This window comes from Chitinophaga sp. GbtcB8 (assembly GCF_019091455.1).
Taxonomy (GTDB): Bacteria; Bacteroidota; Bacteroidia; order Chitinophagales; family Chitinophagaceae; genus Chitinophaga.
Window position 1 is genome coordinate 172,530 of sequence record NZ_JAGXJN010000002.1, and the last position, 24,266, is coordinate 196,795.

The 24,266-nt window shown below is 46.5% G+C and carries 22 protein-coding genes; 9 read left to right on the forward strand and 13 right to left on the reverse strand.

Annotation, left to right across the window (positions count from 1 at the left end; translation table 11 throughout):
• Positions 1-2: 2 nt before the first annotated feature.
• The 4 genes from KVT36_RS03735 to KVT36_RS03750 all read right to left on the reverse strand — a co-directional run bounded on the left by KVT36_RS03735 (position 3) and on the right by KVT36_RS03750 (position 4,674).
• Positions 3-2,657: a hypothetical protein gene (locus KVT36_RS03735; protein WP_217602160.1), complete on the reverse strand. Its 2,655-nt coding sequence runs from the start codon at positions 2,655-2,657 to the stop codon at positions 3-5.
• Between the two features lie 3 nt (positions 2,658-2,660).
• A complete protein-coding gene (locus tag KVT36_RS03740; protein ID WP_217602161.1) occupies positions 2,661-3,194 on the reverse strand; it encodes a DUF4402 domain-containing protein in 534 nt (177 codons plus the stop codon).
• A gap of 7 nt (positions 3,195-3,201) precedes the next feature.
• Positions 3,202-4,071, reverse strand: coding sequence for a hypothetical protein (locus KVT36_RS03745; RefSeq protein WP_217602162.1), 870 nt, complete (start codon positions 4,069-4,071; stop codon positions 3,202-3,204).
• Positions 4,072-4,158: 87 nt separating this feature from the next.
• A complete protein-coding gene (locus KVT36_RS03750; RefSeq protein WP_217602163.1) occupies positions 4,159-4,674 on the reverse strand; it encodes a DUF4402 domain-containing protein in 516 nt (171 codons plus the stop codon).
• A gap of 334 nt (positions 4,675-5,008) precedes the next feature.
• Between KVT36_RS03750 and KVT36_RS03755 the strand changes: the two genes are divergently transcribed.
• Positions 5,009-5,956: an SDR family NAD(P)-dependent oxidoreductase gene (locus tag KVT36_RS03755; protein ID WP_217602164.1), complete on the forward strand. Its 948-nt coding sequence runs from the start codon at positions 5,009-5,011 to the stop codon at positions 5,954-5,956.
• 33 nt (positions 5,957-5,989) lie between these two features.
• On the forward strand, positions 5,990-6,892 hold the full coding sequence (locus KVT36_RS03760) for an AraC family transcriptional regulator (RefSeq protein WP_217602165.1): 903 nt from the start codon (positions 5,990-5,992) through the stop codon (positions 6,890-6,892).
• Between the two features lie 77 nt (positions 6,893-6,969).
• Here KVT36_RS03760 and KVT36_RS03765 read toward each other — a convergent pair whose 3' ends face one another.
• Together KVT36_RS03765 and KVT36_RS03770 are read right to left on the reverse strand one after the other, a co-directional pair.
• Positions 6,970-8,373 (reverse strand): cytochrome P460 family protein, encoded by a 1,404-nt coding sequence (locus tag KVT36_RS03765; protein WP_217602166.1) that lies wholly within the window; start codon positions 8,371-8,373, stop codon positions 6,970-6,972.
• A gap of 409 nt (positions 8,374-8,782) precedes the next feature.
• Positions 8,783-10,009, reverse strand: a complete 1,227-nt coding sequence (locus KVT36_RS03770; RefSeq protein WP_217602167.1) for an alginate lyase family protein — start codon at positions 10,007-10,009, stop codon at positions 8,783-8,785.
• Between the two features lie 254 nt (positions 10,010-10,263).
• Between KVT36_RS03770 and KVT36_RS03775 the strand changes: the two genes are divergently transcribed.
• Together KVT36_RS03775 and KVT36_RS03780 are read left to right on the forward strand one after the other, a co-directional pair.
• Positions 10,264-11,457, forward strand: coding sequence for a serine hydrolase (locus KVT36_RS03775; protein WP_217602168.1), 1,194 nt, complete (start codon positions 10,264-10,266; stop codon positions 11,455-11,457).
• Positions 11,458-11,575: 118 nt separating this feature from the next.
• A complete protein-coding gene (locus tag KVT36_RS03780) occupies positions 11,576-11,968 on the forward strand; it encodes a hypothetical protein (RefSeq protein WP_217602169.1) in 393 nt (130 codons plus the stop codon).
• 92 nt (positions 11,969-12,060) lie between these two features.
• On the opposite strand, the gene KVT36_RS03785 is transcribed toward KVT36_RS03780, so the two are convergent.
• The 3 genes from KVT36_RS03785 to KVT36_RS03795 all read right to left on the reverse strand — a co-directional run bounded on the left by KVT36_RS03785 (position 12,061) and on the right by KVT36_RS03795 (position 15,803).
• Entirely contained in the window at positions 12,061-13,593 is a 1,533-nt protein-coding gene (locus KVT36_RS03785) for a SulP family inorganic anion transporter (protein WP_217602170.1), read from the reverse strand.
• Positions 13,594-13,811: 218 nt separating this feature from the next.
• A complete protein-coding gene (locus KVT36_RS03790; protein ID WP_217602171.1) occupies positions 13,812-14,228 on the reverse strand; it encodes a VOC family protein in 417 nt (138 codons plus the stop codon).
• 30 nt (positions 14,229-14,258) lie between these two features.
• On the reverse strand, positions 14,259-15,803 hold the full coding sequence (locus tag KVT36_RS03795) for a glycoside hydrolase family 28 protein (protein ID WP_217602172.1): 1,545 nt from the start codon (positions 15,801-15,803) through the stop codon (positions 14,259-14,261).
• Between the two features lie 70 nt (positions 15,804-15,873).
• Here KVT36_RS03795 and KVT36_RS03800 point away from each other — a divergent pair, with 70 nt between their 5' ends.
• From KVT36_RS03800 to KVT36_RS03810, 3 genes are read left to right on the forward strand one after another with little or no spacing between them, the layout of a single operon-like run.
• The gene (locus tag KVT36_RS03800) at positions 15,874-16,851 is read left to right on the forward strand and encodes an SMP-30/gluconolactonase/LRE family protein (protein ID WP_217602173.1); all 978 of its coding nucleotides are present in this window, start codon (positions 15,874-15,876) and stop codon (positions 16,849-16,851) included.
• A 25-nt stretch (positions 16,852-16,876) separates the two neighbouring features.
• Positions 16,877-18,184 (forward strand): hypothetical protein, encoded by a 1,308-nt coding sequence (locus KVT36_RS03805; protein WP_217602174.1) that lies wholly within the window; start codon positions 16,877-16,879, stop codon positions 18,182-18,184.
• Between the two features lie 2 nt (positions 18,185-18,186).
• On the forward strand, positions 18,187-19,596 hold the full coding sequence (locus KVT36_RS03810; RefSeq protein WP_217602175.1) for a Dyp-type peroxidase: 1,410 nt from the start codon (positions 18,187-18,189) through the stop codon (positions 19,594-19,596).
• Here KVT36_RS03810 and KVT36_RS03815 read toward each other — a convergent pair.
• Positions 19,576-20,091, reverse strand: coding sequence for a DinB family protein (locus tag KVT36_RS03815; RefSeq protein ID WP_217602176.1), 516 nt, complete (start codon positions 20,089-20,091; stop codon positions 19,576-19,578). The genes KVT36_RS03810 and KVT36_RS03815 overlap by 21 nt on opposite strands.
• Before the next feature lie 234 nt (positions 20,092-20,325).
• Between KVT36_RS03815 and KVT36_RS03820 the strand changes: the two genes are divergently transcribed.
• Positions 20,326-22,086: a sulfatase gene (locus tag KVT36_RS03820; RefSeq protein ID WP_368669994.1), complete on the forward strand. Its 1,761-nt coding sequence runs from the start codon at positions 20,326-20,328 to the stop codon at positions 22,084-22,086.
• 33 nt (positions 22,087-22,119) lie between these two features.
• Here the strand turns inward: KVT36_RS03820 and KVT36_RS03825 are convergent, their stop codons facing one another.
• Both KVT36_RS03825 and KVT36_RS03830 read right to left on the reverse strand, forming a co-directional pair.
• A complete protein-coding gene (locus tag KVT36_RS03825; RefSeq protein ID WP_217602178.1) occupies positions 22,120-22,599 on the reverse strand; it encodes a hypothetical protein in 480 nt (159 codons plus the stop codon).
• Positions 22,596-23,054 carry a hypothetical protein gene (locus KVT36_RS03830; protein ID WP_217602179.1) on the reverse strand — a complete coding sequence of 153 codons (459 nt, stop codon included), beginning with the start codon at positions 23,052-23,054 and terminating at the stop codon, positions 22,596-22,598. Before KVT36_RS03830 ends, KVT36_RS03825 begins: the two co-directional genes overlap by 4 nt.
• A gap of 91 nt (positions 23,055-23,145) precedes the next feature.
• Between KVT36_RS03830 and KVT36_RS03835 the strand changes: the two genes are divergently transcribed.
• Positions 23,146-23,526, forward strand: coding sequence for a helix-turn-helix domain-containing protein (locus tag KVT36_RS03835; RefSeq protein ID WP_217602180.1), 381 nt, complete (start codon positions 23,146-23,148; stop codon positions 23,524-23,526).
• Between the two features lie 96 nt (positions 23,527-23,622).
• Here the strand turns inward: KVT36_RS03835 and KVT36_RS03840 are convergent, their stop codons facing one another.
• Entirely contained in the window at positions 23,623-24,117 is a 495-nt protein-coding gene (locus KVT36_RS03840) for a hypothetical protein (RefSeq protein ID WP_217602181.1), read from the reverse strand.
• Positions 24,118-24,266: the final 149 nt, after the last annotated feature.

Below are 24,266 nucleotides of genomic sequence, written 5' to 3' on the forward strand. Positions count from 1 at the left end.
AACTACCACGCTTTCCCAATTGCCCCGGCTTCACGTTCCACTATAAACCGCAGCCCGTCTATTACATCGCCTTCCTTGTTTGCCGAAATATGAAATGGAAGAGCAGGAGGAGTGGAGCGCAGCCCCAGTTTTTTTAATTGCTCCGGATCTATCCGGGCGGTGTATGCTCCGGGGGCTAAGCCCATATAGTTAAAGAAACCATCTGTTTCTGTTAAGGTGCTGGCCGCCATGCTGGAATCCGGCCGGTAAAAGCAAACCCTGATGCGGCCCAGCCCTTTTGAGGTTTCGCTTTCATGTAAAAGCACCTGGCCTGATACTTCTCCTACCACCACTACCGGCACTTCAATCAGCTTTAGCTGGTTAGGTACTACCACCACGCTGATCACCTGATTTTTTGCCCGCCAGGCAATATTATCAAAAGCGCTGCGGCTCAGGTCCAGGTAATAGGTGGTGTAAGGCTCCATGTCCTGTATGAGCAGCGTGGTATCCGGCTGGCGCTGGAATACGCGCCCGCCATTAGCGGAAAGCCTGAGCCCCTGCGCTTTTGGTTCGCCCTTATCATGCAACCCGTTCCCGTTCAGGTCCAGGAATGCCTGCAGAATAACGCCTCCTGTGCCTACCATGCTGCGGTTGCTTACACCGGTATAACCGGTTTTACCATCATATACCAGGCTTCCCCTGGCAGATTCCACTACGGTAGTGGTGTGGTTGCTCCGCAGGATGGATGCTCCCATTTGCCCGAAAGAAAAATCATACCGTAAGCCCAGCTGGAAATTACTGATCCGGCTCCTGTAGTTTCTTTCATAAGATGCATTCAGGTACCCGTTGCGGAAAAGGTATTTCCCTATTTCACAGCGGGCAGATATCAGCCGGTTGTCGGTGTAGGCATATTGTACCTGTGGCATCACCAGGAATTTCCCGGGGATACGGAAAGAGAGGCCCAGGTTGCTGTAAATGAAAGGTTGATCCTTGCCCACCATTACTGCATATGTGGTAAGGTTGGTGCCTACCCTTAATATGGCGCCGGATAACAGCAATTCCGAAGTGGTGTATTTCAGATCCTGGGAAACAAGCTGGTTCAGGGTTAAACGTGTGAACATGGAAAAGTGCTGTCCAAAGAAGGGTTTGGCCAGCATTATTTTTCGCTCTTCCCGGAAATTATAAATAATAGCCTGCTGTCCTTTTTTATAACGGGTGTATTGCAGGTCTACCTGCAGGTTGGAGCGTGTGCGGTAGGTAAGGATGCCCTGTGTTCTTACATTATGTGTGTATTCCCCGTTAAACAGCAGGTTAGTGGCCATGCGGATAGAGGTGGTTACAAAGGGCATGGCTGGGTTTGTGGAAATGGAGGAAAGGTATTCCGCTCCTGCGCCTATTGTTATATGTTTGGTGGCTCCGTAATTCATTTGTGCGCGGGAGAACCGGCTGCTTAAACTATCTTCTACAAAACCGGCGCTGGCAGTGTATTCAAATTCATTCTTAGGTAAAAAGTTAAACGGGATGCTGATGTTCTGTTCCTGTATCCGCTCTTCCCCAAAGGGGCCATAAAAACGCAGCCTTATCTGTGAATTACCATACACCAGCGGCACATCAAAAGTGTAAAAGCCTGCTGCATCGGCTACGGTGTAATCCACCAAAGCATTGTTCACATACAGCTCTACCGTCCACCCGGGTTCTGTAATGTTGCTTAATGTATAAGTGCCAAAGGAGCGGCGGTAGGTAGTAGGCGCATTGGTGAGCTGTACACCCACTACAGGATCAAAGATGGAAGCGGTGGATTGTGTGAAGATCTTCCCGGCAATGATCTGCCGCAGGCCGCGCTGGTTATTATCTACATACCGCCAGCGGTAATATTGCTGCCGCTGATCAAAGGGGCGGATCTCTTTTACTCCTTTATCAGGTGTTACCTGCTGCTGTACGTAATTATTGTAGTTAAGAGAAGCAGTGGCCTCGCCACCTGCAATGGTAGCGCCTAATCCCAGGTTCACCCATACATCGCTGGCCTGCGTGCGCTGGTTAGCTACTACCGACCAATCAGCCATTCCAAACCGGAAAAACGGGTAATCGCGTTTGATCACCGTGTCTGCTTTCATCTTTCCACTGAGGCGGTTTATATTCTGCCGCATCAGCGCCAGCCGCATTTCCCGCACGGCGGGCAGTTCCAGCTTAGTGTTCATGTTCACGGAAAGGTTGCGGAAGTTGAATTTGCATGGCAGCCCGAATACTTTTCCGAAATATTCCAGCCTTAGAAAAATGGAGGTTCCCGATATGGCAAGGTCCTCTTTATGCAGCCTGTAAACATGATCACGGTAGCGTATTTCATTTTTTGCCCGGTCTATCAGGTAAAGATCTTTCTCACCCAGGAAATATCCTGATATGGAATCACCGGTAGCTGAGCGGTTGCTCCTGACCTTTATAAAATCAAATACATCCGTAACAGAAAGGTAGGCTGTATCTCCATTGATCAATGCCGGCACTTCCAGCCCGCCAACGCCCTGTACTACCAGGAATACAGAGGTTTCAAAGAGAATGGGTTCAGGCTCCTTATTATCCGCCGCATACAACAACATCCGGCAACAGCATAACGGTAACAACAGGTAAAGCATTTTTATGCTGCTATACCTGCTGCGTAGGATGTGTTGGATGCTGCTTATCATATTTTATTCCTGTATGAAAGTCACGTTGAACGTACCGCTGTAATTCCCTACCGGGTTGGCCAGCGGGCTGCCAACAATCAGTGTTCCGCCAATACGCACCTGCGTACGTGCCGGTGGGGTGGCGGTGGTAATGAACGGGCTGCCGGTGCTGGAAGTGCCTATCTGGAGGGTGAGGGTGCCGCCGTTGCTGCCGCTAAGGGTTACATTGGGGCCATTCATTATTGAGACGAGCGTGCCGGGATTGGCTTCCACTTCAAAAACTGCAGAAGAGAAGGGATAGCCAAGATTGGCCTGTACAATGCTGCCTGTTACAGAGCGGGAGCCATCCGGATATATAATCACCGTGCCGCCGGAAGCGCCCTGGAAAAATGCGCCGAAAATGAGCCCCTGCGCCGGGTTTACATAGATCGCTATAGGACGTGGCGGCGGCTCCTGCGCCAGCGCCGGCAGTTGCAGGCAAAACAGGCACAGTATCAGGTACAGGCCTTTTTTAAAGCCTGGCCTGTGAAATATATTTTTGCCGCTAACTGCTCTCATTAATCCATTATTTCAATACCAGCGCTGCCTGCGCCAATGTGGCTCCCGTGCCATCATCGGTGGTTGTTCCATATACCACTACCAGCTTGCCGCTGTGATAGTTAATGCCGGGTTTTGCCGCCAGTGGCACCTGCATATGCCGCAAGCGGGTAGGCGTATAAACAGCCATCCCTTTAACACTGGCCACCCGCGTGGTTTTCCCCCTGGAAGAAATATGATCTACTGTAATATCGCCATACACAGAGGTATTACCGCTGCGGTTAAATACCATCTGCAGCTTTACCCCGTTGTTCTCCGTAACCAGGTTGAGGTCTGAAAGGCTGACGGCGCCTGTTTTCGGGCCATAGCGGATAATAACGGGAATGGATATCCCAAACACTGGCGTTAGCCGTACAGATATACCTTCACCTTCCTTAGCGGATGCCGGCGCATCTTCCCCCAGGGCCTTTTCATTTGGCTCTGCCCGCAGGTAAATATGGGAGCGGTATTCACCGGAATCCAGCTGGCTGGTATTTATCAGCTGCAGCTTCACTACCTGGGCCTCATTCGGAGGTAATACCACGCTGCGTGGGAAAAAGCGGACAAAGCTGCTGGCGAAATGCTGCCCGGAATCCGGTTCGCTGATCTTTTCAAAAGAGCCGTCTTCGTTCATCCTGATCTCAATGAAGGATACAAGGTACCGGGCTGTATCTTTCCCGGTATTGGCAATATTCAGCTCCTGCAATCCTTTTTTACCGTCAAAGACTACCCGCATAGGGGTTACCAGCAGGTTGCCCTGTGCAAATGTTTGGGTGTTTATAAAAAGCGGCCCGCCTGCCAACGTAATGGCCAGCATAAGGGAGGAAGAGGGAAAATAACGTTTCAGTGTACGTAACATGCGCTTATGGGTTCATAATACGGGAATGGATCCGGCCGTATGTACGGCGGACCATTGCCAGAATAGGATATGGAGCTTAATAAAGGATCAGTTATAGTTAACCGTTACATTAAAAGGCGTACCGGACACGTAGGTGCCTGCAGGTTGTGCTGCGCTTACATTCAGGGTGGCGCCTACATTCAGCGTTTCTGTGCCGCCGGTTAAGGTGCCGTTTGAGCCTGAAGGGCTGCTCGTGAAACTGGTAACGGTCATTGTATTTGAACCGCTTGTAATGGTGAGGGCTGAAGAGGGTAAGGTAACATTGTAAGTGTAGTCCTCTAGTCCTGTTACGGTGAAAGATGCAGCGGTTACCGTTCCGTTATCAACGGGCAGTGTTACACCGCCGCTAGGTGTGCGCACGCCTGCCGGGGTTAATACAACCGTTCCGCCGGTAGTGGATTGTACTGATAAAATCCCGAAGTTCATGTCAACGTCCTTGGTAATGGCAATGGGCGTTACAATGGTTGCCGTTGCAGTGGCGCTTGCCGTTTCCTGGGCTTTAGTGCTGATCCCGAGGCTCATGAGCCCTAATGTAAGTGTGTAGAAAATTGCTGTACTTTTCATAGTTTAAATTTTAATACAAGGAAGGATGTACATAGGTTGTACAGTTGTTCTCCGTTCGGTGTGATTTAATTAGTGTTATAAATGTATTCGGTGATAATGATATATCTGGTTGTCCGGATCAGGATATGTTATGGGATCATCTAAAACCGGCCATGCACTCCTGTTTATTAAACACATACGGAATAATTTGGGAGGTGGTTTCATTATACAACGAAAGTTCTCAGAACCGGGCTGACCAGCTGCCGGTTAGCTTCAGCATAATCATTGATTTGATCCGCATAACTTTTAAAAAAAGCGCTGCCCTAATTTTGTACTGCTAATTTTATTATTTGATATGAGAACAGTACAACAGCCCATCCATTCCGGATGGAACGCAGCAAGCACTGCTGCGGAAATAGCTGCCGGACATGACCTGACAGGAAAGGTAGCTTTAGTGACCGGGGGAAATTCCGGTATTGGTTATGAAACCGTGAAAACCCTGGCCGCTGCCGGGGCGCAGGTAGTAGTGGGCGCAAGGGATGCGGGCAAGTGGGCGGACCGGTCTGCTGAGCTTAAGCAGGCAGCCTTTATTCCCCTTGACCTGGCTGATCCTGCTTCTGTAGATGCCTTTGCAGCACGCTTCCTGGCGGAATATAACAGCCTGCATTTACTCTTTAATAATGCAGGAATATTCCGGCCGCCAGAATTCCTGAAAGACAAGCGGGGGTATGAGATCCAGTTTGGCGTAAACCACCTTGGCCACTTTCAGCTAAGCGGGCGCTTATGGCCGGCCTTAAGAAATGCGGGCGGGGCGCGGGTAATAGCGCTATCTTCCGTAGGCCACCGGCGTATGGGTGTGCAGCTGGATGACCTGAACTTTGAAAAACAGGGTTATGACAAGATGAAAGCCTATGGGCAGTCTAAAACCGCTAACTCACTTTTTGCAGTAGAGCTGGACCGCAGGGGGCAGGAGCATGGTGTAAGGGCATTTGCCGTGCACCCGGGAGCCATCCGCACAGACATCTTCCGTTATATGAGCAGTGAAGAGCTGCAAGCCTGGGAGCAGCAGGTTAATAACTTTAAAACCCCGCAGCAGGGCGCCGCCACAGCTGTATGGTGTGCGCTGAGCGATGAGCTGAATGGCATGGGCGGCATTTATTGTGAGGATTGCGACCTTGCGGAGCTTTTGCCCGGCGATTCCCAGGCCACCGGTTACGGCGTTCGTTCCTTTGCCGTTGACCCGGATAAAGCAGCTGCCTTATGGCAGTTCAGCGAAACAGCCACCGGGGTCAGCTGGCCCTGATACCCTTACATTTGAATTTCATAACTTAGGAATATGGATCCCCATGAGCACATTCAGCAATTTTTAAGAAGGCATGGAAGAGCCTTCAATGATGTTGGCGGTTTTTACGTGTACCGGGTAGATGATACTCACCCCGCCCACCCGTCACCATTCACCCGGCGGGATTATTATAAGATCGCACTGCTGCTGGAAGGGGAAGCCCTGGTAACCTATGCTGACCGCAGCATTCGGGTTAAAAGCGGCGCGGTTATTTTCAGCAATCCCATGATCCCCTACGCCTGGCAGCGTGTTTCGGAAAAGCAGCGTTACTACTTTTGCCTGTTTACCGGGGAGTTTGTGAGCAACCAGCTTAAGCGTGAAAGCCCTGCGGAATCTTCGCTCTTTAAGGTACAGGGTGATCATGTATTGTTTGCAGATGAACCGGCAAAGGAAAGGATGGCCGGCATCTTTGAAATGATGCTGCAGGAGGCGGAAGGGCATTACAAATACAAGTATGATGTGCTAAGGAACCACGTACAGCTGCTGATACATGAGGCGCTTAAAATTGCTCCCCCGGTAGATTCGTATAGCCATACCTCTTCCGCTGACCGCATCACAGAGCTGTTCCTGGAGCTGCTGGCCCGCCAGTTTCCCATCACCGCTACGCATGACCGGATCCGTATTAAAACAGCGGCGGCATTTGCGGCACAGCTATCCGTACATGTAAACTACCTGAACAAATCCGTAAAGACGGTAACCGGCAAAACAACCACTGAGCTGATTGCCGCACATGTGATCAAAGAAGCCAGGGCGCTGCTGCAGCATACTAACTGGGATGTGGCGGAGATCGGGTATTCCCTTGGTTTTGGGCATGCCTCCAACTTTAATTTTTTTTTCCGGAAGATGACCGGTGAAACGCCTAACCGTTTCCGGGCGGGATTGTTAACACAACATTGAAACAGGTAATACTTTAAACAAATAGGCTGACCCGGAAGGTCAGCCTATTTAATAGCTGATTGTTGTGTAGCTGTTGTTTAATGCCAGAACCGGCTGCGGGTGTTATGCCGCCTGAATTTCTGTACTGCTGCTGCATTGCTCCTGAGCAGCTTGTTTTGCTCGGAAGGTTTTGCTGCTTCAAATGCAAGCACTGATTTAAAGGCCATTACCATATCATAATCCATTGCCACCTGGCCTGAATCAAAAGGAACATTGCCATAATCATCCCTGAACCATAAATTCCATTTGTCGCTGCCCGGGGTATAAACCAGCAGCTGATTGCCGGGAGGGAAGGGGCCAGGCAGCAGGAATGATTTAAAGGTATCCTGTGCGGGGCTATGGCAGCTCATGCAGGATGACAAGGCCAGGTTGGTATACTTTTTACCGGTGCTGACATCATACGCTTCCTGCGCAACAGCGCCATCATTCGGGCCGCTTAACCGGCCACCCCAGCCCAGTGTTTCTTTACTGTACGCCGGCGCTAAGGGGTTAATAACTGTTTCACTCAATTTAGGATAGGGCGGCGCCAGCGGGCTGTTTACCCCCGGATCATTGCCCCACATGGCTCCCAACGGAACCATTTTTTCCCAGGTTGATCCTTTACGGTCTTTATCATATACGAAAGTGGAATAAACCCATCCTGTTTTAGGAGCTGTTTTGCTATCCTTCACAATTATATCCATCTGGAAAAAGCTAACCTTCCGCATCTGGTATCCTGTTGCGGGATCCGCTGATGTTGGAATGGTATCATAAACGCTGAAGGTTTGCGCATTTTCCATTACCGGCCATTGCGGATAATTGATGTTTGAAAAGGCCAGCTTTACAATAACGCTGCCTTCAGTGAATTGTGCAGCATCGTTCAGCAGGTTTACGCTCTGGCCTGTTTTGCCCCAGATCTGCCCTACGGTATATGCTGCTGTGGAATCATAGAGCACCAGCGCATAACCTGCTTCATCTTCCTTTAATGTTTTAAACATATTGGCCGGGTTGCCGTTGCCGAGGTAAGCGCCCAGGATGGCCTCTCTTTGTGTGCCCAGCCAGGGCTCATTAAACCAGCCGTACCTGGCGGATGTCCATGAGCTGTTGTTGGTAAAAAAGGGCAATAAACGCGGGGCCACATAACTTTTTAATGAATCCATGTAAGCAAATACATTCCATTCGGAAATAGATCTCCCCTTTAATGCCTGCTGCCAGGGAGGATTAACAACAGGGGCGGCTGATGCCGGGTAATCATGGCTGAGCTCAAATAATGGATCAGCATACTGCTGCTTGGATGGTACAGAATCACGGTGATTCAAAAATGCGCTGTCCAGCACAATAGCTTCCTGTCCGGATGTGCTTTCAGTCTCTTTGGGTTTGCTGTTGCTGGCGCAGTTGTAGGCAAGTATGCCCATGACAAACAGGGTGAATAGAGCGCCTGTGACACTGGATTTTTTTTTCATTGCGTGGTGATTTGGTTTTAACATTAGGTGTATGGAAAAGGTTATTTGAGTATGGGGGATCTACAAGTTACCGGTCTGCATTCTCTGAACACGTAGTATAAATATATGGTAAAGAAATAAATTTACAATATTTAAAATGAATACAAATGCTCGCTTACAATGAATTAGGGTGCAGGAAATGAATGGGAAGGTATTGGAAGTGTTTGCTATAAGTGCGTATGGGGGAGCTTTACAAAGATATTTGAATATAATGCTATCCAGGATCAGAAACATTTATGTGATAGGTGGTAGCCACTTTTTGCGGAGAAATTATAACAACAGCATTTGGCAATTGCTGTAAAAAAAGCATAAAACATACAGCGGAATAGCCCGTGCCAGGGGCTTTTCGCTGTATGTTCTGCGCATGCTGTTATTGTACCGGATCCAATGTGCAGGTCAGCGTTCCATAACCCAGCTGATCATACCCACCGCTGGTGCCACCATAATTTCCGCCACCGCCTTCCGGTCTTATTTTTTCGGCAAACAGCTTACTGTAGGGAGCTGCCAAACCTTTACGTTTTACATAATGATTATACACCAGCTCCCAGATAGGACGTACCGAACCCCGGGATGCTTCACTAATAATTGTCTGATTAACACCTAAACAATTAGTGTAAGCAACATAAGGCACGGAATCGCCCAGGTTGTATTTGGCCACATATTCAGCCCCTTTCAAAAAACGGTTATCATCATACCCGTACAGGTCATTGCCCTGGTTCCAGGCCATTTCACAAAAAGCGCCCATTAGGCCGATACCCAATGTGTTATGGCCCTGATCGCGGCCGCTTTCCTGCCATTGGCCCAGCCCACCGGGATGGATATACCATACTGCGTTCATAATACAACCGTTGCCGGCCCCGTGCTTGAAATAGGCTACTGCCTCATTATAAAGGTCCCGGTTATCGCACAGCACACCTATGGCTAATATGGAGTTCATTACACACAGGTCCCAGTTAGCATAAAAATGGCTCATGCATTTTTCCTTTCTGCTAAGAAAGCTGTGATTGAGCGGGTAAAAAATGTTTAACATCATTTGCTGGAAGCGTTTGAAATCTGCTGCCTGCCATCCCTGGTAGCTGCGCATGATCTCTGCTGCATTGGCAAACTGGTATCCGTATAAGCCGGCTGCCAGGTTCACATCATTATTGCCTCCTAAGGCCGTTAGCCTGGCAGACCAAACGTTCATAATGGCGATGGATTTATCTGCATAAGCTTTGTCGCCGGAGATCTTCCACCTTAAAGCAGTAGCATAGGCAGCTGCAACATCATTATACAGCTGGCCGTAATTTTCAGCATGCACCCCATCGCTACCCCTGTAAACAACTTCTGAGGGGGTAGGCTGCCAGTTAAGCGATGCATGTGCATTAACGGTTAGCTTATTCCAGCCGGAGAGCCAGGGCTGAGCGCCTGCATTTACCCTGGCCTTCATACGGTCAAAATCTGTTTGCTTATGCAGCAAACCCGGATGTACAAAGGCAGTGTCATGATCGTTTAATGCCAGTTTTTCTGTTGAGGATTCGTTTCCGTCTTTTTTACAAGCGCTTGTAAATGAAATTAAAAGCACACAGGCCAGTGTGCATAGGTTTTTGATCTTCATAGGTGCTTCAACAGTTTTGATTAGATGAATATATGGTACGGCGAAGGTACAAGATAAGTTGCCTGTTTAATAAAATATTTGAGCCGGATGCTTACAAAACTGCGCTTATACGTACACCCCCTGTTCATAATTGAACGATCCTGCTATTGAAAAAATATAATAATGCTTTGAAATAAAGAGACTTACATCCCTGGCATAAGGTTTGACCCCGGGCTAACGGCTATTCCTATACGCCACAAAAATATTTATCACGCATGAGAAGGATCTTCATTCACCTGTTGTTACTGGCATGTTATGTTACACAGGTTAAGGCGCAGTCGGCCTATGATTCGGTTGACATAGCCGTCAAAAAATTTATGGACGATATGAACGTCCCGGGTTTTGCTGCCGGCATTGTAAAGGACGGAAAACTAAGCTGGTCCAAAGGTTATGGCCAGGCGGATATTGCCCACAACAAAGCCATGAGCATAGACGGGATCATGAACATTGGCTCCGTATCCAAAACATTTACAACCACAGCAGCCATGCAGCTTTGGGAAAAAGGGCTTATTGACCTGGATGCCGATGTAAACACCTACCTGGATTTTAAGATCAGCAACCCGAAGTACCCGGGTAAACCGATCACCATTTTCCAGATCTTAACACATACCTCCTCTATCGTTGACGGCAAAGCCTATTCAGAAAGTTATGCCTGCGGGGATCCTAGCCTTTCGCTGAACGACTGGATCCGTGGCGCCCTGACACCCGGCGGTACGTTCTATAATGATGGCAATAGCTTTGGCGATTGGGCGCCGGGCGCTAAACGCACGTATTCAAATGTTGCCTTTGGATTACTTGGATTGATTGTTGAAAAGGTGGCTAAACAGCCCTTTAACTTATATTGCAGGGAGCATATTTTTCAGCCCCTGGGCATGAAAAATACCGGGTGGATGTTAAGCGAGGTGGATACAGGCAATTATATCAGGCCCTATGCCTACATCACAGAAGAGAACAGAAAAGAGTATATGACCTATGCCCGGCTGTTCCCTAATGAGACTGAGTTTAAGGCAGGTACCTTTATTCCGGTATGCTTGTATAGTTTTCCCAATTATCCTGACGGGCTTGTGAGAACCAGTGTGCGGGAAATATCCTATTACCTGGCAGCGCTCCTGAACGGCGGTGAGCTAAACGGTAAACGGATCCTGAAGCAGGCCACCATTGAAAAAATGTTTAGCCCGCAGCTTAAGGATTACAAGGCCCAGGGTTTAACCTGGCGTACCTCTGAATTTGAAACGCCGTATGGTAAGGTATTGTTATGGGGACATTCCGGCCTGGATCCCGGCATTCAAACTTTCCTGTTCTTCAATCCTGCAAATAAGACGGGTGTGATCACTTTTCAGAATAATCCTGTTGATGGGATACAAAGTATTGTTGGGAAATTATACGGGGCTGCAACGGATATAAAATAACGCCGCTTACGCAGGGGGAATTTATTTAACATTAGCAAATGTTTAGCAGTGAAGGCAATACAAAAAAAGTTATATTCGTCAGGATATTTTTAACCCTCACCCTAAAGATCCATTATCTATGAGAAAGTTGTTCCCTGTTTTATTGATGTCAGGCCTTTTGTTTTCTTTATCCAGCTTTGCCCCGGTACACCGTGGCGCACCTGTGGCCATGAAGCATGTACGCGTGTATTCCTTCCCGATCACCGGTACTACTGATGGTACGCCGGGAGCCGGCCAGCCGGCAGGCACCATTGCCTATACGGTAAACGGTAGTGGAACTACGCCTACCAGCATCACGTTCTCTACGCTGAGTGGCACATCGCTGGGCACTTATGGTTTTACCCAAAGCTCTCCCAATAATTATCTGGCTACGGGTATGAAAACGCAAACCTCTATTTCAGGTACGTATTTTCATATCAGCGGCGCCTGTGGTTCTGCCGGGTATTGCATGGAGTTCATTGGCGCACTTTAATCTTTAGTTTATAATCTTTAATGCCAGGCATTTCCGGAATAAACGGAGGTGCCTGGCATTTTTTTAGCTACTACACAGTACCGGATGTTATATTAGTCAATAGCAACTTTATAGTTAGGGTCTTCTATTACATTCACATCAATGATAGATCCGGCATTTTTTAGTAAGACCCGGCAGTCTTCGCTTAAGTGGCGCAGGTGCAGTTTTTTGCCTGCTTTTTTATAACGTTCGGTTAACTTATTTAATGCCTCTATAGCGCTCATGTCTGCAACCCTGCTTTCTTTAAAATCTATTATTACCTCTGATGGATCATTAAGAATGTCAAATTTCTCGGAAAAGGCGCTTACAGACCCAAAGAATAAAGGTCCATAGATCTCATAATGTTTTATTCCACTGTCATCCACATATTTCCTGGCCCGTATTCTTTTGGCGCTTTCCCATGCAAATACCAATGCTGAAATAATAACACCGACCAATACCGCCAATGCCAGGTTATGCAACCAGACGGTAATCACAGCTACCAATATCCCAACAGCCACATCGTGGCGTGGCATTTTGTTTATAATCCTTAAGCTGATCCATTCAAAGGTACCAACAGATACCATGATCATTACGCCAACCAGTGCAGCCATGGGTACTCTTTCAATAACCGGCGCTCCAAACAATATGATCATCAGAATGGTTAATGAAGCAATAATACCGGATAACCTGGCCCTGGAGCCGGCTGACAAATTCACAAACGTTTGTGCGATCATGGCACAGCCACCCATGCCGGTGAAAAGTCCATTCAGCACATTGGCGCTTCCCTGTGCCATACATTCTTTATTCCCTCTGCCTCTGTTACCTGCAATTTCATCTACAACATTTAAGGTTAATAAGGTTTCAATTAACCCAACGCCTGCCATTACAAGTGAGTAGGGGAAAATTATTTTCAGCATATCAAGATTGAAAGGAACGGATGGGAGGTGAAAAGGTGGAAACCTGCCACTGATTGAAGCAATATCTTTTACGGTTTTGGTTTCTATCCCAAACCCCAGCACAATGCCAAATACCACAATGATAGCTACCAGGGAGGCTGGCACTGCTTTGGTTATTTTAGGGAATAACATTACAATCAGGATTGTAAGGATCACCAGCGAAAGCATGATCCATAAGGGTGTGCCTGTAAGCCAGGCTGTACCTGTGCCGGTTGTTATTTTAAACTGCTGGATCTGGGCCATAAATATGATCACCGCAAGCCCGTTCACAAATCCATACATGACCGGTTGCGGAACCAGGCGAATGAACTTACCCAATTTAAGCAGGCCTACTGTTATTTGTAAAATGCCAGCCAGCAGCACCGCAGCAAATACATATTCAACACCGTGGGATTGCATGAGTGCAATTAATACAACAACAGTTGCCCCGGCGCCACCTGAAACCATACCCGGACGGCCGCCCAGTACGGCGGTAACCAGGCCCATTATGAAGGCTGCATACAGGCCCGTAAGCGGAGATAAGCCTGCAAGTATTGCAAAGGAAAGTGATTCAGGGATCATTGTCATGGCCACTGTAAACCCTGCTAATACTTCTGTTTTGTAATTTACTTTTTGTCTGAAGTCAAAAAAATTAAGGTACGCCTTCATGTATGAAAGTTTATTAAAAGAAAGTGCCGGAAAAAATAAAATGAATGACCATCCTGTTAAACATAAAACAGGATATTATAACAGCCGGGAGCTGTTTATCATGGTGGAGTAACCAAAGAAGATGTACGGTTGCCAGTCATATCGGGGGCGAAGATAGATAAAAATCAGACTTTATGCAACGTTGTATATGTTTAAAAAAATGTGGTTAACATGTTATGCTATTCTGACCCTAATGGCGGCCTTGCGGTTTTCTTTTCAACCATCCAGTGATGCCCGAAGGGGTCTTTTACGGTGCCCTGCCGGTAACCATATTCATAATCCTTTACCGGGCTTAATACGGTACCGCCGGCTGCCGTAACTTTTGCCGCTACTGTATCCGGGTCTGGAACCAGCAATCCCATAACAACAGTAGTGCCACCCACTGTATCCGGGCTAAAATTATTGTCATTGCTTACTTCTTCATGCATGCGGAATATTGCAGCGCCAATGATCATTTCTGCAACATGCACACTGCCATCGGGATTACTCACCCGCCATTGTTCTATGGCGTCAAATGTATTTTTATAGAAATCAATAGCAGCTGCCAGGTTTTTGAGGTACAACATGGGCGCTAAAGCAGTCGTTTGATCTTCCATAACGCAGTTTATTTTGATTTAAATATAGCGCTATTTAACTTGTATCGCTTCCTTACTTTTGGAAGGCAGCTGCATTTCGCGGAATGATGAGCGCTTTACCTTGTTTAGCAAGATCACCGGAAGAGCGGCTGCTTTTGAAATTTTCACACCGTCCAGCTCCAATCCATCCATATCGTCAAATACGCAGGCGGCACGGTACTCATCGCCGGTAGCGATCAGCTTTACATTCTTCATTTTAACATTATTGGCATGTCTTACATAAAAGCCCCATGCAGGCAGCTCTCCGAACATAGAGAACTCAGGATAATCCCCTGCCTTCTCCGGTATATTTTCCAGGGAGTCAATATTGGAAAAAGCAACGTATTCTTTAGCATTGCCATTATACGTTATTTCAATATTCTCCAGCGTGATGTCTGACACAGGGTACCCCGGGATACCGGTGATGGATGCCGGGAAAATGTTATGCTCAAACAGCTCACGGGGACCTTCCATCTGGTAACCGGCATCCGGTTTACCTGCAGGTACCTGTACTTTAACATTGCCAATATAAACGCTCTTGATCCGGCCGGGGGGTACATTCTTCCGGCGTTTGCCCAAGCGGATAAAGATAGCGTTGCCGGTATTTTTTGCAGTAACGCCCCGGATGTCTATGTCCTCTAATATGCCGCCATCCACCGTTTCAAGGGCAATAGCGGACCTGAAAGTATTGTACACGTAAATATCCCGTACGGTAATATTCTTAAAACCTCCGAATGAAGCGGTACCCATTTTGAACGCGCTTGCGCTGGAACGCACCCTGCAATTGGCGATGTAGATGTTTTCGCAAAGCCCTTTGGGATCATGTGATTTCAGGCAAATGCCGTCGTCCGCCACGTTGAAGTTACTGTTGGTGAGCTTTACGTTTTTGCAGTCAACCAGGTCTATGCCATCATTATTCAGAAAAGTATTGCTTTGTACATTGATGCTGTCAATGACCATATTTGTACAGCTCTGGTAATTCTGGATCCAGCACAGGCCGTTTTTTATGGTTACTTTTTTTATGCTGATATCTTTACAGTTCCTGAACAGGATCAGCTGAGGCCTGTTGTTCTCTTCCGGCCTCATTTGCCCCCATTCATTATATTGCTGCCATTCCTGGTCTTTAAGGCTGCCATTCCGCAACATCACGTAAATATCTTTTATCAGCAGTCCGGCCTGTCCGTCAATGGTGCCCGGACCTGTAATCCCGATGTTTTGCTGTCCGTCGGCAACGATCAGGGCGGAGGCTTTTTCCGGGCCATAGTCAATCCGTTTTGTAGTGGCCAGCAGTACGGCATTGGCAGCAAGGTGCAGCTCAACGCCGGTTTTAATTTCAATAACTCCTGTAACAAACTTACCGGCAGGTACCAATACCCGCCCGCCGCCATTTGCGCTGGCTTTATCTATTGCGCTTTGTATAGCAGCGGTGTTGTTGGTTTTGCCATCGGCTTTGGCGCCATAGGCTGTTATATTGTAGGTCTTTTGCTGTGCTGCAAGCTGAAATGTGCTAAAGGAAAGGATCAGGGATATAAGTGCCCTATTTTTAAAAATCTTCATATAATGTTGCTCTGGAAAGACAAGATACATAAATTCGTAATCAGGTATTCCCATGAATTTCCCCCACCATATGAAAAAATTCCTGTTCAGTCTTATGATCCTGCTGGCAGTGCTGGACCTGGCCGCGCAATCCGTCCCGGAGATCATCACTACCCGCACTGAGAAAGATGTGATACCCGAAGGCATCACGATAAACCCGGTTAACGGAACCATCTATGTAAGCAGCATTGCTTTGCAAAAAATTATTGCAATTAATAAGGACGGATCGCACAAGGATCTCATCAAAAGCGGCCAGGATGGATTGCTGGAAGGGCTTGGAATGAAGACAGATCCTAAAGCACAATGGTTATGGGTGGTGTCCAATAAAAAACAGGGCTCCTGGTACCTGTCCTGCGTGCATGCTTTTGATATAAAAACAGGAGTGGTAAAACAAAAGTATATCCTTAAAGATACAACACGCCATTTGTTCAATGACCTGATCCTTCACCCGGACGGCAAGCTATACATAACCGATACCTATGATTCCTCCCTTTATGAAGTGGATCCGGTAAGGGAGAAATTGAGCCTGTTTGTAAAGGATTCCCTTATAGCCTGGCCCAATGGGATCACTTATAATGCAAATGGCAAAGTGTACATCGCTACCTATAGTCATGGCTTAATGCAGCTGGATCTGCTGTCAAAAAAACTTACACCCTTAAAAGGATATACAGATTCCACAAAAGCATACAACCTGGATGGCCTGGTATTTTGGAACAATAGCATCATTGGCGTGTACAACGGCGCTAAAACCAATAAAGACAATGCTGTTGTGCAATATTCGCTGAATAACAGCGGGGATGAAATTACAGGCGAAAAGATCATTGATAAAGGAAATGAGCTGTTTCATGATCCCACTACTGCAGCGATCCTGGAAAATAAATTGTACGTACTGGCAAACAGTTACCTGGGAGAATATAATGCAAATAAAGAATCCGCTGTAGGGATCTCCGGTCAGCTTGGGCCTGTAACGGTGCTTGTTTACGAGCTAAGCAGGAATGTGAAAAAATAAGTATCTTTAGGATAACCCCAAATAAATGAAAACATTCACCGATCAAAACGGCCTGATTGTCGTTGCTGATATTGATGCAAATAAGCTCAGCATCCTTTGCAATGAATTGCAGCTGCTCCACACCTCCATTATTACTAAAGCAGATCATCCCTTCAGGAAAATTAAAAGCGTTTACTTTGCCCGGTTTGTTATTTTCCCGGACCCACTGGCCGCCCAGCCTCCGGGACAGCTTTTCAGGCTGGTGTATTCCGGCACCTATGACGGGCAGCTGGATACCTGCTTACAGGCAATGACAGCCGGGGAAACCATATCGCCCTTTCAAAAAATTTTCTCCTGTTGTAAGGATTACGATCCTGCTATTCCTCCTGCTACCGCTATCACCACTTTTATAAAAGGGCATCTACAGCGGGTAGATGCATACTATTCCGGATACCGGGGATTGTCTACTGATATTATCGGTAAAGAGGCAGAGATCTATACTCACATACAACAGTTTCTGAGGGAAAGAACATTCGCCCCTGCAGATGATCCCAAATTTATAAAACAGGAAATAGTGCAGTACATCCATCAACAGGTACCTGACTACAACCCTATTAAGGCGGTACCGCTGCCTTATATAAAGCCTGTGTACGCTGGTTTACTGATTGGGCTTTTGTTAACAGGGGTGCTGGTACTTGCAGGTTTCATACATCTTTATCTTCTGGGTATATTAGTAGCGCTGATTGCCGGTATAGTATTTTATTTAAGGCGCCTTGAACAAACCGCACCCGAATTGCCGGACACGGAGCAGGAGGTAGCAGCGGTGCCTTCTCTTACAAAAGATGAAGATTTTTATGCGCAGAATCAATTATCGCATCTTGTTGCGATAAGCCCGGGCAGGTTCAGGCTGGGCGTATTAAGAACCGTGCTTTGGTTAATTAACCTGTTAGCAAAATACAGCTTTAATAAAGGTGCATTAGGCGGCATTTCTACTATTCATTTCGCAGGCTGGTCCGTCCTGGAGAAGGAGCGGGCCTTGTTGTTCTTCAGCAATTTCGATGGCAGCTGGGAAAATTACCTGAGTGATTTTGTTGACCGGGCTGCGGTTGGCCTTACCGGCGTATGGAGCAATACCATCAATTTTCCCCGTACCAGCTGGCTGGTTTTTAAGGGCGCGGCTGATGAAGAACGTTTTAAGAACTGGACCAGGAAATACCAGATCCACACGCAGGTATGGTACAGCGCTTTTGAAGAGCTAACGGTCAAGAATATATTGAGAAATCATCGCATTACACTTGGATTGAACCAGGAAATGAATGACATGCAAACAAAAAAATGGTTAAACCTTTTATAGTTATGCAATTCCCAAAAATAGAATTTGGCGATATACAGGGCCTGCTTATCAGGTCGTATAGCTTCCTGCCGGAAGCCTGTTATGTAATGCTGCAGTTTACCGAGCAGGCGCAGGTCCGCGCATTCCTGGCAGATATATTGCCGGGTATTACATCTGCCAGCCATAAACGGCCGGATCTCGCTTTTCATATTGCATTCACCAATACAGGGATCTCCCGGCTGATACCGCAGGAACAGCTGATCACCGGCTTTGCCCCGGAATTTACAGAGGGATTAAACACGAAGACCCGGAGCCGCATCCTGGGAGATTTTGATACCAATGCAGCGGAGAAATGGTATTGGGGAGGCAATCATAATCCGCAGGTAGATGCTGTGCTAATGATCTTTGCAAAGGACAGCGCCGCGTTGGAAAACAAGTACCAGGATACGGCAGAGATATTAAAGCGTTATAACATCACCGAAGTGACCCGTTTAAATACAATGAATATTGGCAGCAAAGAACATTTTGGCTTTGAAGATGGGATCATGAACCCATTAATTGCCGGTGTTGGCGGCAGTAATGCACGCTATAAAGCAGAGGAGGAGCAGAATGTAGTTATGCCCGGTGAATTTATATTGGGATATCCGAACGAATATGCAAAATTTCCTTTAAGCCCCAGGATTAAGACCGGGAAGGAAGATATTTTTGATATAGGCAAAAACGGCAGCTATATGGTGTTCCGGCAGCTGGAGCAGGATGTAAAGGTGTTCTGGGAGTTCATCTATGGCTTATCTGAAAATGATCCGCATTTGCAGGGCATGACCCCGGAATTAATAGCTGCTAAAATAATGGGCAGGCAGCTGAATGGTGAGCCATTGACACCAGCCGCCACAGGGGACCTCAAGAATTTCTTTTTTGCGGAAAAGGATAAGGATGGCTACCATTGCCCTATTGGCGCACATATCCGGAAGTCAAATCCCCGGGATGGGATAGATGATGATCCCGGATTATCTGTGAAGATGGTGAAGAAACATAAAATACTGAGAAGGGGCCGGGCATTTGGCGCGCCTTTATCACCGGATTTTGATCCCGCAGCCATGCGTGCATCAGGGAATAATGATAAAAGAGGATTGTATTTTATTTGCTTTAATGCACAGATCAACCGGCAGTTTGAGTTTATTCAGAATGCCTGGTGTAATAATAATAAGTTTGATGGTTTGAATGATGATATAGATCCTATTGTTGGATTTCCTTTCAGAGAGGGTGTTTTCAGGAACAGCGCATTTACCATACAGGGCTGCCCGGTAAGAAAGAAAATAAATAATATACCCCAGTTTGTGTTTGTGCGTGGCGGCGCTTATTTTTTTATGCCGGGTATGCAGGCATTGAAATACCTGGCAAACGGCCCTAGCTCATTGAATGCCGTTTTGTAAAAAAGTGATCTGCGCCAGGTGATGATCGTCATGTTCCGCTACAAAGTAGGCCAGGTCAATGATCCTCATGGGCGTACCCAGCCTGGGATGTTTGGCTGATCTATCCAGGTCTGTATCCTGTAACCCTCTTAAGAGCTGTACTAAATATTGCCGGTGCTTGCTGAAGTCTGTGATCAATGCCATAAGGTCCCTTTCATCATGATCTGCTTCCTGTGTTTTGCTATTCGTAAGGTCTGCCTTTTTAAGATCCGGCTCGCCGGCAATAATTTCTTTTGCCCTATCCAGCCAAAGCGGTTCAAGGTCAATCAGGTGGCCAATTTCCCGTTTTATGCTCCATTTATGGTCCTTTGAAACAGAGAGAATTGTTGGGTTGATCTGTTTCATTTTTTCAGCCAGCCTGGCAGGAGTGCCTTCCAGTCTTTCAATAATGCAGGGAAGGATGCCATTGTCTTCAATAGGGGAAAATTTGCGGTCAAACCAGTTGGTACGTTTCATAATTGGGTAGTTAAAGCGGATCAATGATAACAAAAAAACTTCAGGAACAACTTAACAAGTGAGCGATTTGCATTGCTGCCTGATCTTTTATATCTTCTGCGCCGTATCCTGAAGTAATTAGCTATGCTTAGATCTCTATTGAATAACCAATTAGTACATTGCAAAATTATTTTTACAGTCATCGTATGGGTTTCTTGCGGGTTATCGCCGGCTTTTGCGCAAAACAAGCCCAATGTGGTGATCTTCATTGCTGATGATCTGAATCAGCAGGATGTGGGATGTTATGGTAATACCGATGTAAAAACACCCAACATGGATCTGCTGGCTGCTGAGGGGATGCGGTTTAACCGTGCATATGCGGCATCGCCCATTTGTACACCTTCCAGGAGCACTATGTTTACCGGGCTCTATCCGTTCCGCAATGGTTCACAAATGAATCATTTTACAGTAAGGCCCAATACAGCAAACTTGCCACAGTTCCTGCAGCAGTTGGGTTATCGCGTGGTGATCTCTGGTAAAACAGATATATTCCCTTTACATAATTTTCCATTTGAAAGGATCGGGGAAGAGTTCGGGCGATACCTTCCAATTGAAAACCGGCTGGACCGTAAGAAAGAAACCGTTCAAATGATCGGGGACCATTTTAAGAGCCGCCCTGAACAGCCCATCTGCCTGATTGTTGCACCCTGGGTACCTCATGTGCCATGGTTCCCGAACCGGGATTTTGATCCCGGAAAATTAAAGATACCCCATTATCTTGCTGATACCAAAGCTACCCGTAAAGCGCTGGCAGCTTATTATCAAAGCATTGGAGAGGCAGATAAAATGCTGGGAGAGGTGCTGCAGGCCATTGACAAAGCCGGTCAGAAGAACAGCACTGCTGTAATGTTTATATCAGACCAGGGCGCGCAGTTCCCTTCAGCGAAATGGTCTGTGTATGATCAGGGTTTAAGAGTGCCGCTGATTGTGAGATGGCCGGGAAAAGTTACGTCCGGCTCCGTTTCAGATGCGCTGGTATCACTGGTTGATCTGACACCTACCCTGATCGATCTTGGAGGCGGAGCAACGCATAATGAACTGGATGGTGCATCCTTTAAAAATGTGTTGTTAAATAAAAAGAAAAACCACCATCAATACATTTTTGCTGAAACATCTATGGAGCCGCATTTCTGGTATAATTATACGCCTTCGCGGGCTATCATTACGGATGACGGCTTCCATTATATCAAAAACTATCATCCCGGAGCGCGTTTTATTACGCACATAGATAAGGTAGAACAGAACGAATTTTATTTTGACAGCTGGACTGCAGCTGCCCAAACGGATGCTAAAACTAAGTTCCTGCTGGACCGCTACAGCTATCATCCCCCGGAAGAGCTTTTTAACCTGGATACGGACCGTGATGAGTTTAAAAACCTGGTGACCAATCCTGCTTATCATAGTAAGCTGAATGAGCTGGAACAGCTGCTTGATAAAGAGCTGAAGCGGCAGGGTGAAACGAATGACATGATCCTGGAAGGGCCCTTGCCTGCATTTTCAGACCAGAGCTATACCATCCGGCAGGGTAGTGGCGCTGCAGATCTTTCCTTTAATAAAAAGCGGTGGAATCCGGACACGCTTATCATCACGGCTTATTTAGATGGGATAAATCAAGGTGGTGTTGTGTGCGACTATTTTTCCAATTTCAAATTATACGCTTACCAGAATAAAATAGGCCTGGTACTGGCTGATGGCACTGAAATAACAAGCAAACAGATTCCGGTGAACCAGGGGCAGCTGGTTTTTAGCTTGTCTGCAAAAGGCGCCCTGGAGGTCAGTTTTGGTCAGCAAACCATTTTAAAGCAGGAGTTGAAGGGTGATCTGATAAAAATTAAAAGCGGGTATGTAACGGCTGGTAATATCCAGGGAGAGGAGCTTAAAGGCAAGCTTCAGACATACCTGGGAAAGATCACTGACTTACGGTTTACGATGAATGAATTATCAAGAACGCCATGAGTGAAGCATCTTTCCCTATTTAGGTGAGCGCTTTCATTTTTCAAATTTGATCGCACTTACTAAAATGATCAGAAAAAAGAGCAGCAGCTGAGTAATATAGAACCTATCCAGGCTTGCCCTTATGTGTACGGTACGTTGAACAAAGTCCGGGAAACCCTCATAGGCCATACTTCTTAACCTGGTGCCCTGTTTATTGCCCACCAGTATTCCGTTTAAGACTAATAAAAGCGCCAGGGCTATTTTTATTTTGAACCATAACTGGTCCCACCAAATACCCTTCATCATCAGGAACATGCCAGCTCCTGTGAGGATTAATATTGCCGCACCAGCCCTGACAAAACTCCCATAACCGGACATTAATGGAAGCAGGCTCAAAGCTTTGTTGTCGCTATGATCTATTAACCGGCAGAACGTTTTGAAGGTGAAAAAGTCTATTATACTTGTACCTGCCATAATTGTCAGTCCGGTTAAATGGAATGCCAGCAGTATCCGTAGTAGGAGGTGTGTTTTCATAGCTTATATTTCTTAGCCTGTGTTAACCTGATAAAGTAAATGATCAATGGTATTGCAATAATCCCCTGCATTATTCCGCTTATCTCAAAGAAAAGGTTGTCGGGCATTTCATAAGCTCCGCGCGGATACAGCTTTTCCATGCTGCTTGGGGGAAAACCACTGAAGAAAAGGATATTTTTCAGAACATGGTTATATAATCCTTCAAAGATCCCGATCAGGATGATGGCTGCCAATAAAGTAATGATCCAATATAGCCGGAATACCCAGGGCCTGCCGGCAGCGCGGTGTAGCAATAGCGTAACAACAATTACCGGGATGCTGAACAACAGTACATGCAAACGCCAGGAGGTATGATAGGCGATTGCACCATACAGGTGGTGAACGGAGGTTAAGCCCATAAGTATAACACTGAACAGTGTTACTTTTCTTAGCTCCTGGTTTAATAGATCTGGCATAATAATTCTATGTTTGTGGAAGCAAAATTATATTGCCGGTATAACAAGGTCAATAAGTTACCAAACAGTAACTATCAACTTATAATCTTTCATGATGGAAACAAATGGATACGATACTTATTCCTGTCCTGTTGGAAAAACCATTGAACTGATCAGCGGCAGATGGAAGCCTATTATCCTATACCTGATCCAGCACGGTATTAACCGGTTTGGATCGCTGCAAAAGAAAATGCCGAAGATCAGTAGAAAAGTATTGACAGAACAACTGCGGGATTTAGAAAAACAGGGACTTATTAACCGTGATGTACGGGTAAGTAAACATCCCCAGGAAGTCTTTTATAATTTAACAGACACGGGGTTATCACTCAGGGCGCTGATTGATCAGATCTTTGAGTGGGGAGCAGCTAATTTACTGGATGAAACTTCTCAAAAAAAGGCTAAATCGCTGATGCTTGATCAGGCCGAAGAATGAAATTATAAGAGGTATGTAAAGCCTAAAAACAAAAGCCTCTCTAAGCATATAGAGAGGCTTTTATGATGCCATCAGGGCCTATTAAAATGCAATGATTTAATTGATCTTCACCAGCTGTTCTTTCGTTGCTGCATCAACATTTTTAATGTCGATAATATCCAGTGCAGCTACTCCCTGCGGTTTTAATGTTTTGTAGATCTGTTTTTCCCCGGGACTAACTCTCCACATCCCGCCGGTTAACGGATCTACTATCAGCATACCAATGGCGCCACCGATCAGGATGTTTCCAAAGTACCAGCCATTCAGTCTGAAATGAATAGGTACCATCAGGTCCTGATGCCCGGCTTTAGAGAACTTTACAGTATACTCCGCCGGAGAGAAGTAACCGGCGCCGGATTTCAGCCGTACCTCCGTAGGTGTATGACCGTTAAAAACCTCCTTGCCTTTTTTGTCAGTGATCACTACCTGGGCATCGTCAGGACTGGAATTTACTACGAAGGTGTGCCGGGAACCTCCAAAAATAGTTGCACAGGAAGACAGGGTAAGTGCAGCCACAACGGCGCAACAGCACATCAAGAGTGCTTTTTTCATGGTAAAGGGATTTGTTTTAAGGTTAAATGTTGACAGTAATGATAACAGTTATAGTTTGACTGCGCCGAAGATAGAATTCATTTTCCCGTTTAACAAAACACAAACGTGCTATTCACTTTATATGGGGCTTGCCGGCTAAGATGACAGCG